Source organism: Hydrogenophaga sp. L99, assembly GCF_058731905.1.
In genome coordinates this window covers 209,138-222,307 of sequence record NZ_CM178972.1, presented here as the reverse complement: position 1 = coordinate 222,307, position 13,170 = coordinate 209,138, and the positions used below count along the sequence as shown (strand labels likewise).

Annotated in this window: 10 protein-coding genes; 8 read left to right on the top strand and 2 right to left on the bottom strand. The window is 64.0% G+C overall.

Annotated elements, in window-relative coordinates; genetic code table 11:
• Nucleotides 1–80: 80 nt before the first annotated feature.
• The 8 genes from AC4QBL_RS00955 (at nt 81) to AC4QBL_RS00920 (ending at nt 10,684) form a co-directional block, all read left to right on the top strand.
• Nucleotides 81–881 (top strand): cytochrome C assembly family protein, encoded by an 801-nt coding sequence (locus tag AC4QBL_RS00955; protein WP_472900954.1) that lies wholly within the window; start codon nt 81–83, stop codon nt 879–881.
• Between the two features lie 12 nt (nt 882–893).
• On the top strand, nt 894–1,142 hold the full coding sequence (locus AC4QBL_RS00950; RefSeq protein WP_472900953.1) for a PP0621 family protein: 249 nt from the start codon (nt 894–896) through the stop codon (nt 1,140–1,142).
• Between the two features lie 138 nt (nt 1,143–1,280).
• Nucleotides 1,281–3,074, top strand: coding sequence for a sensor histidine kinase (locus AC4QBL_RS00945; protein WP_472906794.1), 1,794 nt, complete (start codon nt 1,281–1,283; stop codon nt 3,072–3,074).
• A gap of 22 nt (nt 3,075–3,096) precedes the next feature.
• Nucleotides 3,097–4,578 (top strand): sigma-54-dependent transcriptional regulator, encoded by a 1,482-nt coding sequence (locus AC4QBL_RS00940; protein ID WP_472906795.1) that lies wholly within the window; start codon nt 3,097–3,099, stop codon nt 4,576–4,578.
• On the top strand, nt 4,568–5,188 hold the full coding sequence (gene ampD, locus AC4QBL_RS00935; RefSeq protein ID WP_472900950.1) for a 1,6-anhydro-N-acetylmuramyl-L-alanine amidase AmpD: 621 nt from the start codon (nt 4,568–4,570) through the stop codon (nt 5,186–5,188). The genes AC4QBL_RS00940 and ampD overlap by 11 nt, the downstream gene beginning before the upstream one ends.
• A gap of 462 nt (nt 5,189–5,650) precedes the next feature.
• Nucleotides 5,651–8,545 carry a ribonucleoside-diphosphate reductase subunit alpha gene (locus tag AC4QBL_RS00930; RefSeq protein ID WP_472906796.1) on the top strand — a complete coding sequence of 965 codons (2,895 nt, stop codon included), beginning with the start codon at nt 5,651–5,653 and terminating at the stop codon, nt 8,543–8,545.
• Nucleotides 8,546–8,688: 143 nt separating this feature from the next.
• The gene (locus AC4QBL_RS00925; protein ID WP_472906797.1) at nt 8,689–9,855 is read left to right on the top strand and encodes a ribonucleotide-diphosphate reductase subunit beta; all 1,167 of its coding nucleotides are present in this window, start codon (nt 8,689–8,691) and stop codon (nt 9,853–9,855) included.
• Between the two features lie 229 nt (nt 9,856–10,084).
• The gene (locus AC4QBL_RS00920) at nt 10,085–10,684 is read left to right on the top strand and encodes a histone (RefSeq protein WP_472906853.1); all 600 of its coding nucleotides are present in this window, start codon (nt 10,085–10,087) and stop codon (nt 10,682–10,684) included.
• Between the two features lie 149 nt (nt 10,685–10,833).
• On the opposite strand, the gene AC4QBL_RS00915 is transcribed toward AC4QBL_RS00920, so the two are convergent.
• Together AC4QBL_RS00915 and AC4QBL_RS00910 are read right to left on the bottom strand one after the other, a co-directional pair.
• Complete coding sequence (locus AC4QBL_RS00915) at nt 10,834–11,721, bottom strand: carbohydrate kinase family protein (RefSeq protein ID WP_472906798.1); 888 nt, start codon at nt 11,719–11,721, stop codon at nt 10,834–10,836.
• A gap of 18 nt (nt 11,722–11,739) precedes the next feature.
• Nucleotides 11,740–13,071: a DUF3426 domain-containing protein gene (locus AC4QBL_RS00910; RefSeq protein ID WP_472906799.1), complete on the bottom strand. Its 1,332-nt coding sequence runs from the start codon at nt 13,069–13,071 to the stop codon at nt 11,740–11,742.
• Nucleotides 13,072–13,170: the final 99 nt, after the last annotated feature.

Sequence of the window (13,170 nt, the reverse complement as noted above, 5' to 3'; positions counted from 1 at the left end):
TCCGGGCAAGACCGTTAAACTGTGCGAATGATTTTAGCTGTGCATCACGCCGCCTGACTGCGGCGTACAACGCGGATCCCATGAACCTGCTGCCCGCCCTCTGGTCGAACCCACCCGCTGCCCTGCTGTCCGCCGTGGCGGCGCTGTCGTATGCCGTGCTGGCCTGGGCGCACCCCCGCATGACGCCGAAGCAAACCCGCGCCGTGCTGGCCACGGCCTGGCTGCTGCACCTGCTGGTGCTCGTCACGGGCTTGTTCGAACAACCCGCGCGCTTTGGCTTTGCGCCGGCCCTGTCGGTCACGGCGTGGCTGGTGCTCACGGTCTACCTGGTGGAAAGCCGCCTGTACCCGCAGTTTCGGGCCCGCTGGACGCTGGCTGCGCTGGGCACCGTCACGGTGTTGCTGGCGTTGCTGTTCCCGGGTTCGCCCTACCCGGCGCTGCGTTCTTCGTGGCTGCCGCTGCACTGGGCGCTGGGCATCTCTTCTTATGGCCTCATTGGCGCCGCCGTGGTGCATGCCTGGCTGATGCAGCGCGCCGAAAAAGCCATGCGCCAGGGCACCACGACCGACTCCGCCATGCCCTTGCTGATGCTGGAGCGGCTGACCTTTCGCTTTCTCGCGGCCGGGTTTGCCCTGCTCAGCGCTACGCTGCTGGCCGGCTGGTGGTTTTCCGAAGCTCTGAACCACCGCTGGGTGTGGGACCACAAAACCGCCTTTTCCGTGCTCTCCTGGCTCACCATCGGCGTGCTGTTGTGGGGCCGCTGGCGCCTGGGCTGGCGCGGTCGCATGGCGGCGCGCACCCTCTATCTGGGCGCTGGTTTTCTGCTGCTGGGTTACGCCGGCTCCCGCTTTGTGCTTGAAGTGGTGCTGCAACGCGCCTGACCGATCGATTTCATGAAATACCTGCTCGTTCTGGCCGTGGTTTTGGTGGCCTTCTGGGTCTGGCGCAACAACCGCCTGACCGATGACGCCAGCACACAGCGCCCGGCGGCCCGAAAAAAGCCAACCCCACGCAAGCCCACCATCATGGTGGCCTGCCTGCACTGCGGCACGCACCTGCCCGAAAGCGAAGCCGTGCAAGGCCGCCAAGGCGCCTATTGCAGCGCAGAACACCGGCAGCTGAGCGAAGGCGCGGGGTCGTGAGCGCGGTGGGCGCCGAGGCCGTGCGTCAGCGCCTTCGGGGCCCGGGCGTCACTGAGATGAAACAACCCCCACGCTCACTTCGTTCGCTGCCCCCCGGGGGGGTGCGTCAGTGCCTTCGGGCGGCCGGGCGTCACTGACATGGCGCAGGAACGGCCGTCCCAATTCGCCCCGTCGTGGTTTTCGGGGCTGGAAAGCCACAGCACGCATGGGCGGGAGCAGCGCGTGCGGTCGTTTGTGCGGCTGTGGCGGGCGTTCATGCGGGCACGGGTGTTCATTGCCGCCGTGCTGCTGGCGCTGCAGGTGTTTGTGGTGGTCACGGGCACCGGTGGGCCGCACTGGCTGGTGGTGGTGTGTGCCCTGCACCTGAGCGCGGCGCTGGCGGTGCTGATCTGGTCGCGCCCCATCCAGCAAGGCCAACCGTTTCACCTGCAATGGCTGCTGACCATTGGCGTCGATGTGCTGGTGTTTGCGGTGCTGCAATATGTGCAGCAAGGCGGCATCAACTACACGCCCCTGTTTGCCTTGCCGGTGCTGCTGGCCTCTATTCTCGGGCCGCTGGTCCTGGCGCTGGCCACCGCGGCCAGCGTCACCTTGTTTTTGCTTGGTGAGGCCTGGCTCAGCGCCCAGCTGCTGAGCGATGTGTCCACCGCGCGCTTGCTGCAAACCGGCCTCACCGGCACCGGTTTCTTTCTGGTCGCGGTGCTGGCCAACCAGCTCGCGCTGCGGCTGGCCCGTGAAGAAGCGGTGGCCCAAAGCAGCCAGGCGGCTGCCCGCACACAAGCCCAGGTGAACGAACTCGTGATCGCCGGACTGAGCGAAGGCGTGCTGGTGGTGGACACCCACGGCGTTGTGCGCAATGCCAACCCGGCTGCACAAACCATGCTCATGGGCGAGGCCTACCCCCACGCGGCCAAACTGCTGCTGTCGGCCCGCCCCAACTGGGAAGGGCTGTCCAACCTGGTGCACGAGACGTTTTTGCTGGGGCACCCGCTGGAGGCTGAAATCACCATTGCGCAAGACGAACAAACCACCCACCGGCTGTTTGCCCGCACACGGCTGACCACGCAAGGCAGCCACGGCGCGGGCCTGTGCGTGCTGTTCTTGGAAGACCTGCGCGAAGTCGAAGCGCGTGTGCGCACCGAAAAACTCGCCTCCATGGGCCGCCTGTCAGCGGCGGTGGCGCATGAGATCCGCAACCCGCTGTCGGCCATCACCCAGGCCAATGCCTTGCTGGACGAAGAGGTGCAAGACGCGGGGCAAAAGCGGCTCACCCGCATGATCGACCAAAACGCCCAGCGCCTGGCCCGCATCGTCGACGACATCCTCAATGTGGCCCGCGCCCAGCCCAGCCCGAACGAAGCCGCCGCCTTGGTGCTGCCGCTGGACCAGACGGTTCGCCAGATCACCCACGAATGGACACGCCAAAACCAGGCACAGGGCGTGCTGGGCGTGCACCCGCACGCGCCTGCAGCGCATGTGGCGTTTGACCCCGAACACATCCGCCGCCTGCTGGTGAATTTGCTCGACAACGCCAAGCGCCACGCCAGCGGCACGCCCTCCTCCATCCGTGTCATCACCCAGCCGGCCGGCAACGACCGCATTCGACTGTCGGTCTGGAGCGACGGCAGCCCCCTTGAAGCCAGCGTGCTGCGCCACCTGTTTGAGCCGTTTTTCTCGTCTGAAAGCCGCTCCAGCGGCCTGGGCCTCTACATCTGCCGCGAGCTGTGCGAGCGCTATGGCGCCCAAATTGCCTACCAGGGCACCCGGCTGGACCAGCGCGACGGCAACGAGTTTTACGTGGTCATGCCGGCCGCCCATGGCAGCCGCACCCCGGTCCAGCAAAGCCTGTCGTACCCGCCTGGCGACTCGGTGCCCAGCCGCACCCAGCCCAGCCAGCTGCGGCCGGGCGATGCCCCGCTCACCATTCGCTGACCGCCTGCCTGGCCCCTTGAACATGTCCGCTCCACCCCGCGCTTCCATCCTCGTTGTTGACGACGAGCCCGACCTGCGCACGCTGTACGAACTGACGCTGCTGCGCGAAGGCTACGAGGTGGTGTCGGCACCCGACCTCACCCAGGCCCGCGAGTGGCTTGCGCAGCAGCGCTTTGACGTGCTGATCACCGACATGCGCCTGCCCGACGGCCTGGGCCTGGAACTGCTGCGCGAGCTCAACACCCAGCAACGCAGCGAAAAAAGCATCGTCATCACCGCCTACGGCTCGGCCGAAAACGCGGTGGAGGCGCTCAAAACGGGCGCCTTTGACTACCTGACCAAACCGGTCGACCTCAAACAGCTGCGCGCAGCTGTGCAGTCGGCCTTGCAGAGCCAGCGCTTGCCGCTAGCAGGGCGCCCAGACAGCACTGGCAACGGCACAGCTCGCCCGGTGGCGCCACCGCCGCCGAGCGGCGTGGCCTCGCTGGCGCGCATCGTCGGCGCATCACCCTGCGTGGTGCAAATCAAAAGCCGCATTGAAAAGGTGGCCACCAGCATGGCGCCGGTGCTGATCCTGGGCGAATCGGGCACCGGCAAAGAGCTCGTGGCGCGCGCGGTGCACGAATGCAGCCACCGCGCCAAGGGCCCGTTTGTGGCCGTCAACTGCGGTGCCATTCCTGAAAACCTCATCGAGTCCGAGTTCTTCGGCTCCCGCAAAGGCGCCTTCACCGGCGCCACCCAAGACCGTGAAGGCTACTTCCAGGCGGCCAAGGGCGGCACCCTGTTTCTGGACGAAATTGGCGACTTGCCCCTGGCCATGCAAGCCAAGCTGCTGCGCGTCATTCAGGAACGGCGGGTGCGCTCGCTCGGCGGCGTGCAAGAAGAAGCCGTCGACGTGCGGCTGGTCAGCGCCACCCACCGCGATCTGGCCGCCCTGGTGCACAGTGGCGATTTCCGCCAAGACCTTTTTTACCGCCTCAACGTGATCGAGCTACGCACACCCGCCCTGCGCGAGCGGCGCGAAGACCTGCCCGAGCTCGCCCACGCGCTCTTGCAACGCATATGCACCGAGTCGGGGTTGCCGGTGCCAGCACTCTCCCCAGAGGCGCTGGCGTGGCTGCAGTCGCGCGAACTGCCCGGCAACGTGCGCGAGCTTGAAAACCTGCTGCAGCGGGCCATGGCGCTCAGCAGCGGCGAGACCCTGGAGCCCAGCGATTTCGGCGACGCCGAACAGCGCGCAGCACACGCCGAGCCCGCGCCTGCCGCTATAGCCACGCCCACGGCGGCGCCAGACAGCCCCGCCGAGATCCCGCGCGACCTGCAAACCTACCTGGACGATCAGGAGCGCCAGGTGTTGCTCAAGGCCCTCAAAGAAGCCGACTTCAACCGCACCGCCGCCGCCGCCCGGCTGGGGCTCAACTTGCGGCAGATGCGCTACCGCATCCAGCGCCTGGGCATCGCCATGCCTTCAGACGCCGAACCCGACGACAGCGATGCCAGCTGACCGCACCGACCCGCCAGCGCCCTCGCAGTGGCAGGCCGGCTGGCTCCAGGCGGCCCGGGCCTGCCCTTCCCCCAACTTCGGGCCGCGCCCGCCGGGCGCCAGCATCGACCTGGTGGTGATCCATTCCATCAGCCTGCCTCCGGGGCAATATGGGGGACCCGAGGTGGAACAGCTGTTCACCAACCGGCTCGACTGGACGGCGCATCCTTACTTTGAACAGATTCGAGGCATGGAAGTGTCCGCGCATTTTTTCATTCGGCGCGACGGCGAGCTGGTGCAGTTTGTCGACGCCGATGCGCGGGCGTGGCACGCTGGCATCTCTTGCTGGCGGGGTCGCAACCAGTGCAACGACGACTCGATTGGCATTGAACTCGAAGGTCTGGAAGGCAAACGCTTCGAAGCCCCTCAATACGCCACCCTGGTGCAGTTGTGCGCGCGATTGGGCGAACGCTACCCCATCGCGCACATTGCGGGCCACGAACACATCGCGCCGGGCCGCAAACAAGACCCGGGCCCGGGGTTCGACTGGGCTGAACTGCAAACCCGGCTCGGCTGGTCGGCCGATTGTTTCCCCGAAGACACAATTTTTTCACGCCCGCGCAACGCTTGAAACCAGCCAGTTTTCGGGGCCATGGCCACGCCGCTTCGCTTGATTTGACGGGGGTTTCAGCCGCAAACCGGCCGGAAACCACCGCCGATGTTGACCAAAATAGAGCCGAGGCAGAGAACGCCAGCGTGTGTGCGGCGTGGCGCGGGGCCGGCCCATGGGCACACAGGGATGTCTTTTTTTACCAGACGAAAAGCGCAGCGTGCTTCGCCACGAAAATTCCCACAAACACTACCGGTAGTGGCTTGAACAGCCCCGACACACCAGATATAGTGTGCGCTGCGCTTTCGCAGTGACCGCGCATTTCTCACCGGCAAGACCCGCTGCGACGCGCCAACACCGCTGTTCGTGCGCCACGCGGCACCGTCTCAACCGATTTTGACCCCGGTCACTGCCCACCGAAGTCCGGCCGCCCACCTGCGCACCAGGTTGGACAAGCCCAACACAACAATCGAAAGAGGAACCATGCAGACTGCCCCATCCACCGCCCCCATGTTCACCGCAACCGCCCCGTCTGGCGCCGGTGCCGCCAGCGCTGTGTCCCTGGCCTCATCCAGCGCGGTTTTCGCCAACTACCAGATCATCCGACGCAACGGCGCGGTGGTGCCGTTTGAGCCCAGCAAAATCGCGGTGGCGTTGATGAAAGCCTTTCTGGCTGTGCACGGCACCCAGGGCGCTGCGTCTGCCAGCGTGCGCGAAACGGTGGACGGTCTGACGCAAAACGTGGTGCGTGCGCTGATGCGCTCGCGTCCGGGGGGCGGCACCTTCCACATTGAAGACGTGCAGGACCATGTGGAACTGGGCCTCATGCGCAGCGGCCACCACGAAGTCGCCCGCGCTTACGTGCTGTACCGCGAGCGCCGCACCCAGGAACGCGCCCACCAGGCAGAAGCGAGCCAGCCAGCCGAGGCCCTGCTGCACGTCACGGACGGCGGTCAACGCGTGCCGCTCGACCTGAACCGCCTGCAGCACCTGATCGAAGACGCCTGCAAGGGTCTGGGCAAAGACGTCAAGGCCGACCCCATCGTCGCCGAGACCAAACGCAACCTGTACGACGGCGTGCCCATCGAAGAGGTCTACAAAGCGTCCATCCTGGCGGCGCGCACCCTGATCGAGAAAGACCCGGACTACACCTACGCCACCGCGCGCCTGCTGCTGCACACCATTGTCAAGGAAGTGATTGGCGAAGAAGTGCCGTCCAGCGAAATGGGTGCGCGCTACGCCGACTACTTCCCCCAGTTCATCAAAAAGGGCGTTCAGAACGACCTGCTGGACGAACGCCTGCAACAGTTCGACCTGGCCCGCCTGGGCGCCGCGCTCAAGCCCGAGCGCGACCTGCAGTTTGATTACCTCGGCCTGCAGACGCTGTACGACCGCTACTTCCTGCACGTGCGCAAGAGCCGCATCGAGCTGCCGCAGGCTTTCTTCATGCGCGTGGCCATGGGCCTGTCGCTCAATGAGATTGACCGCGAAGCCCGCGCGATCGAGTTCTACGAAGTGCTGTCGTCGTTCGACTTCATGTCGTCCACGCCCACGCTGTTCAACAGCGGCACGCTGCGTTCGCAGCTCTCCAGCTGCTACCTGACCACCGTGCCCGACGACCTCGACGGCATCTACGAATCGATCAAGGAAAACGCGCTGCTGTCCAAGTTTGCCGGCGGCCTGGGCAACGACTGGACCCGTGTGCGTGCGCTGGGCAGCCACATCAAGGGCACCAACGGCGAATCACAAGGTGTGGTGCCGTTCCTGAAAGTGGTGAACGACACCGCCGTGGCGGTCAACCAGGGTGGCAAGCGCAAGGGCGCGGTCTGCACCTACCTGGAAACCTGGCACCTGGACATTGAAGAGTTCCTGGAGCTGCGCAAGAACACCGGCGACGACCGCCGCCGCACGCACGACATGAACACGGCCAACTGGATCCCCGACCTGTTTATGAAGCGCGTGATGGAAAAGGGCGACTGGACCCTGTTTTCACCGAACAACGTGCCCGACCTGCACGACCTGTTTGGTGCCGACTTTGAGCGCGCCTATGTCGCCTACGAAGCCAAGGCCGAGCGCGGCGAGATCAAGCCCAGCCGCAAGGTGCCTGCATCGGACCTGTGGCGCAAGATGCTCACCATGCTGTTTGAAACCGGCCACCCCTGGATCACGTTCAAGGACGCCTGCAACGTGCGCAGCCCGCAGCAGCACGCTGGCGTGGTGCACTCCAGCAACCTGTGCACCGAGATCACGCTCAACACCAGCGACACCGAAACCGCGGTGTGCAATCTGGGTTCGATCAACCTGCTGCAGCACCTGAAAGACGGCGGCATCGACCACGACAAGCTGCAGCGCACGATCAAGACCGCCATGCGCATGCTCGACAACGTGATCGACATCAACTACTACGCGGTGAAAAAGGCGCGTGACTCCAACATGCGCCACCGCCCAGTGGGCCTGGGCATCATGGGCTTCCAGGACGCGCTGTACGAGTTGCGCGTGCCCTATGCCTCGGGCGACGCGGTGAACTTTGCCGACCGCTCGATGGAAGCCGTCTGCTACTACGCCTACTGGGCTTCCACCGAGCTGGCCCGCGAGCGCGGCCGCTACGCCAGCTACAAAGGCTCGTTGTGGGACCAGGGCGTCTTGCCGCTCGACACGCTGGACATGCTGGCCAACGCACGCGGCGGTTATGTGGATGTGGACCGCTCGGCCACCCTCGACTGGGACGCGCTGCGCCAGAAGATCGCCACCGACGGCATGCGCAACTCCAACTGCGTGGCCATCGCGCCCACCGCCACCATCTCCAACATCATCGGCGTGGACGCGTCCATTGAGCCTTGCTTTGGCAACCTGTCGGTCAAGTCCAACCTGTCGGGTGAATTCACCGTCATCAACAGCTACCTGGTGAAAGACCTCAAGCGCCTGGGCCTGTGGGACGACGTGATGGTGATGGACCTCAAACACTTCGACGGTTCGCTGCGCCCCATCGACCGCGTGCCACAAGAAGTGAAGGCGCTCTATGCCACCGCGTTTGAAGTGGAACCGCTGTGGCTGGTGGAAGCCGCGGCGCGCCGCCAGAAGTGGATCGACCAGGCGCAAAGCCTGAACATTTATATGGCCGGTGCCTCGGGCAAGAAGCTCGACGACACCTACAAGCTGGCCTGGCTGCGTGGCCTCAAGACCACCTACTACCTGCGCACCACCTCGGCCACACAGGTTGAAAAGTCCACTGGCCGCACCGGTCAGTTGAACGCTGTGGCCATGTCGTCGGGCGACGCTGGCATGTCGGTGACACAGGCTGCGCCGGCCGCTGTTGAACCCGCCACTGACATCAAGTTTTGTGCCATCGACGACCCCGGCTGTGAAGCCTGCCAGTGACCGCTGACGCGGCCATTCGCGTGTGTTGTGGTGTCGAACATCGGACTTTCGATGCGACACCGCAACACAAACAAGCACCGTCACACATGAGCCCTTTGCTTTTGATGCAGACACTTTGATAATTCGCAGAATTGGAACCATCTATGTTGACCTGGGACGATCAAATCACGCCCTCATCGAAGCCAGCGACCAGCCCCGTGGCACCGCCCATGACCGGCTTTCAAGCGCCCCCCTTGGGAGCGCCGCATCCAGCATCTTCGTTCGCAACATCCACCGCCCCAGCGCCTGCAGCACGCCGCGTCAACGCGGCCGACAAGCGCATCATCAACGGCCAGACCGACGTCAACCAACTGGTGCCGTTCAAATACAAGTGGGCTTGGGAGAAATACCTGGCCACCTGCGCCAACCACTGGATGCCGCAAGAGGTGAACATGAGCCGCGACATCGCGCTCTGGAAAGACCCCAACGGTCTGACCGAAGATGAGCGCCGCATCGTCAAGCGCAACCTCGGCTTCTTCGTCACGGCCGACTCACTGGCCGCCAACAACATCGTGCTGGGCACCTACCGCCACATCACAGCGCCCGAGTGCCGCCAGTTCCTACTGCGCCAGGCCTTTGAAGAAGCGATTCACACGCACGCCTACCAGTACATCGTGGAGTCGCTGGGGCTGGACGAGTCCGAAATTTTCAACGCCTACAACGAAGTCAAGTCGATCCGCGACAAGGACCAGTTCCTGATCCCTTTCATCGAGGCGATCATGGACCCGAACTTCCACACCGGCACACCCGAAGACGACCAGACGCTGCTCAAGAGCCTGATCGTGTTTGCCTGCCTGATGGAAGGTCTGTTCTTTTATGTCGGCTTCACGCAGATTCTGGCGCTGGGTCGTCAGAACAAAATGACGGGTGCCGCCGAGCAGTACCAGTACATCCTGCGTGACGAGTCCATGCACTGCAACTTTGGCATCGATCTGATCAACGCGCTCAAGCTTGAAAACCCGATGCTCTGGACGCCCGAGTTCAAGGCCGAAATCAAGGCCTTGTTCATGCAGGCGGTCGAGCTGGAATACCGTTACGCCGAAGACACCATGCCGCGCGGCGTGCTGGGTATGAACGCGTCCATGTTCAAGGGCTATCTGCGCTACATCGCCAACCGCCGCGCGACCCAGATTGGTCTGGAGCCCATGTTTCCGAACGAAGAGAACCCGTTCCCCTGGATGAGCGAAATGATCGACCTCAAAAAGGAACGCAATTTCTTTGAAACCCGCGTGATCGAATACCAAACCGGTGGGGCGCTTTCCTGGGACTGACGTCCCTCGGCCAGCCAAGGGCCGCGTTGCCCCATTCAACCTTCACATGCACAACAAATATTCAAAACCCCGCCCCTGTCGCACCCGCGCCAGCGGCGGGGTTTTGTCACCCGATTCAACGCTCTGGGGTCCACTGTGGATGCATCCGCGAGACCCCATGGCGCTGAATCACTTCACCAGCACAAAGACTGGATGAAGTGCTCTTTGCAACTTGATCAAGGAGAACACAATGGCAACTGCGAAAAAAGCCCCGGCTAAAAAAGCCGCCCCGGCAAAGAAAGTCACCGCACCCGTGAAAGCGGCTGCACCTGCAAAGAAAGCGGCTCCAGCCAAGAAGGCCGCTGCACCTGCGAAGAAAGCTGCTCCAGCCAAGAAGGCCGCTGCACCTGCGAAGAAAGTTGCTCCGGCCAAGAAGGCCGCTGCGCCTGCGAAGAAAGCTGCTCCGGCCAAGAAGGCCGCTGCACCTGCGAAGAAGGCTGCTCCAGCCAAGAAGGCCGCTGCGCCTGCGAAGAAAGCTGCTCCGGCCAAGAAGGCCGCTGCACCTGCGAATAAGGCTGCTCCAGCCAAGAAGGCCGCTGCACCTGCGAAGAAGGCTGCTCCAGCCAAGAAGGCCGCTGCACCTGCGAAGAAAGCTGCTCCAGCCAAGAAGGCTGCTGCGCCTGCGAAGAAAGCCGCTCCGGCCAAGAAGGCTGCTGCGCCTGCGAAGAAGGCGGCTCCTGCAAAAAAAGCCGCGCCGGCTAAAAAGCCGGCAGCACCTGCGGCGCCTGCAGCACAGACGAAACTGAACCCTCAGGCTGCCTGGCCGTTTCCGACCTCCAGCAAGCCCTGAAGTCGTCTTTGAGATGAAAAAAGCCCGGCGCTTTTGCACCGGGCTTTTTTTATGACTGTTCGCGTCCAGACTTATCAGAAACAAGCAAAACCACTGGCATCAGGAACGCGCGGCACAGCTCCGAGAGGCTGCAAAGGCCCAGTGCAAACTCAGGCCGTGAATTGGTAGTTCTGACCGCCTCGGCTGGCGATCTTGGCTGCACCCATTTTGTTGCCGAGCTCGGCACAACGCGGCAACGACCACCCTTGCGCCAGCCCATGCAGCAAGGCCGCACGAAACGCGTCGCCGCACCCGGTGGGATCCAACACCTCGACGGCCTTGACACCGGGCACCAAGGTTTTTTGACCACCCTCCCAGACTTCACAACCCTGCTCGCCCAGGGTCACGATCAGTCCGTTGACCCGCGCCGCGATCTCCTCGAAGCCCAGCCCTGTGCGGTCGCTGAGCATCTTGCCCTCGTAGTCATTGACCGTGACCCAGGTCGCGAGATCAATGAAATGCGTCAGCTCTTCGCCATTGAACATGGGCAGGCCCTGACCCGGGTCGAAAACGAACGGGATACCGGCGGCATGCAGCTGTTGCGCGTGCTGCAGCATGGCTTCGCGCCCGTCAGGTGAAACGATGGCCAGCGTCACACCCGCATCGGTCGGCACCGCGTTGGCATGGGCGTCGGACATGGCACCGGGGTGAAAGGCCGTGATCTGGTTGTTGTCGCGGTCGGTCATGATCATGGCCTGGGCGGTGTAGTTGCCCGCCGTGGTCCCGATGAATTGCGTGTCCACCCCAAGAGCCTGCAAGCGGCCCAGGTAGTCCTGTGCATCGTTGCCCACCATGGCCAGCGGCACCGCTGGCGAACCGAGTTGGCGCAGGCCGTAGGCAATGTTGCCGGCACACCCACCGTATTCACGGCGCAAACCGGGCACAAGAAAAGACACGTTCAGGATGTGCAGCTGGCTGGGCAAAATCTGCTCGGCGAAGCGGCCCTCAAACGTCATGATGGTGTCAAAGGCCAGCGAACCGCAAACGAGGATGGACATAAAAATGGATTTCCAGAATCAAGGGTAAAAAACCAGGGCACGGTAACCCTCCATGGGCATGGCCTCGCCCACGGCGAGCGACAAGCGCAGACTGATGGTCACCGAGTCTTGTGCCGGCAACAACGCCGGTGCACCGGGCAACTCGGCGGGCAGAAATACCCGCCGCGCAATCACCGCGTCGCGGGTGTCGGTCAGGCTCAGTTCAAGCGCCGGCACCGCCAGCGCCACCGGCGCGGTGTTTTTGAGCACCAGGTCAAATGAATAAAAATTGCCGAGACGGCGCACCAGTGCCGAGCTGTCGATCACGATCGCGTCGATACGGCGCACCGGTGTGACTTCGCAGCCCAGCGGCGCGCACAGCTGGTTGAGCGCAGGAGCCAAACGGGGCTGCCAGGCTGCCAACGCGTCCCGCTCATGCAAAGCCCACTGCACCATCAAGACCAGGGCAAGCAACAGCGCAAAAACCGACAGCAGCGCCCGCATGCCAGGCGAGTGCCAGAACGCGCGGCGGCGCGCCTGCCGGACAAAGCCAGGCTCGGAATCGGATGGGTCCAACGCCTCAGAGGGGGATGGTGGTGCGGTTGACGCTATCTGGCTTGCTGCCTTCGCACCGCTGTTGGGTGTTTGCGCACCCAGTGGCACAGAAGCCGCCGCAGCACCCGAAGCACCGGCGGCAAACTGCTGCAATTCGGTTTGAAAATCCGAGTCGGGCTCCTGGAACGCCTCGTTCACGGGGGTTTCTGGCCTGGCGTCGCGGGTTTCCCCAGGCATCAGGTCTGGCGCTTGACGCTCCTCGTGCGCAAGCAGCGGCGCGGGCTCGGCGAGCCATCTGTCCGCCTCGGCCACGCTGCGGGTATCCACAGGCATGCTGCGTGCGTCGTGAATGGTCTCGGCCGGTGTTTCGGCAGCGGGGGTCTGCGCGGGTTCAGGCTCGGGATCGGGCTCCCAAAACGAGACGGGCAAATCCAACACTACAGCCGCATCGACCACCCCGACCGGCTCGGCTGGGCGCGGCGTTTCCGCCCCCTGGACGGCGGGCGCCTCGGCAACAGACTGCAACCGGGTTTCAGACGGGGCGATCGAAAAAGCCGCAGAGCCTGGCGTGTCGGCGTCGGCGTCCAGATCGTGCCGACGTTGTACGGGTCCCGTGGTTTCAGCAGTGGGCGCGGCAGCGGCGACCCCATCACCCTCAGCGGACGGAACCGCTGGCGCCCACGTTTCGAGGTACAACGTGGCATCAAACACGTCGGTACAGTGCCCGCAACGCACCCATCCGTCGGAGATTTTCAGCTGGTCGGGAACGACCCTGAACATCGTGCCGCAAGCGGGACAGCGGGTGGTGAAACTCATGCGCAGATTATTGCAGGCGACCCGCACGCCAAGCTGCGTTGTCTACACAGCGTGGACTGGGATCGCGAAGCGATGGAGCCCCGCATGACCGGCCAGAAC

Coding starts and splice junctions, on each gene's coding strand:
- AC4QBL_RS00955 (WP_472900954.1), top strand. CDS start 81: ATGAACCTGCTGCCCGCCCTCTGGTCGAACCCACCCGCTGCCCTGCTG.
- AC4QBL_RS00950 (WP_472900953.1), top strand. CDS start 894: ATGAAATACCTGCTCGTTCTGGCCGTGGTTTTGGTGGCCTTCTGGGTC.
- AC4QBL_RS00945 (WP_472906794.1), top strand. CDS start 1,281: ATGGCGCAGGAACGGCCGTCCCAATTCGCCCCGTCGTGGTTTTCGGGG.
- AC4QBL_RS00940 (WP_472906795.1), top strand. CDS start 3,097: ATGTCCGCTCCACCCCGCGCTTCCATCCTCGTTGTTGACGACGAGCCC.
- ampD (WP_472900950.1), top strand. CDS start 4,568: ATGCCAGCTGACCGCACCGACCCGCCAGCGCCCTCGCAGTGGCAGGCC.
- AC4QBL_RS00930 (WP_472906796.1), top strand. CDS start 5,651: ATGCAGACTGCCCCATCCACCGCCCCCATGTTCACCGCAACCGCCCCG.
- AC4QBL_RS00925 (WP_472906797.1), top strand. CDS start 8,689: ATGTTGACCTGGGACGATCAAATCACGCCCTCATCGAAGCCAGCGACC.
- AC4QBL_RS00920 (WP_472906853.1), top strand. CDS start 10,085: ATGGCAACTGCGAAAAAAGCCCCGGCTAAAAAAGCCGCCCCGGCAAAG.
- AC4QBL_RS00915 (WP_472906798.1), bottom strand. CDS start 11,721: ATGTCCATCCTCGTTTGCGGTTCGCTGGCCTTTGACACCATCATGACG.
- AC4QBL_RS00910 (WP_472906799.1), bottom strand. CDS start 13,071: ATGAGTTTCACCACCCGCTGTCCCGCTTGCGGCACGATGTTCAGGGTC.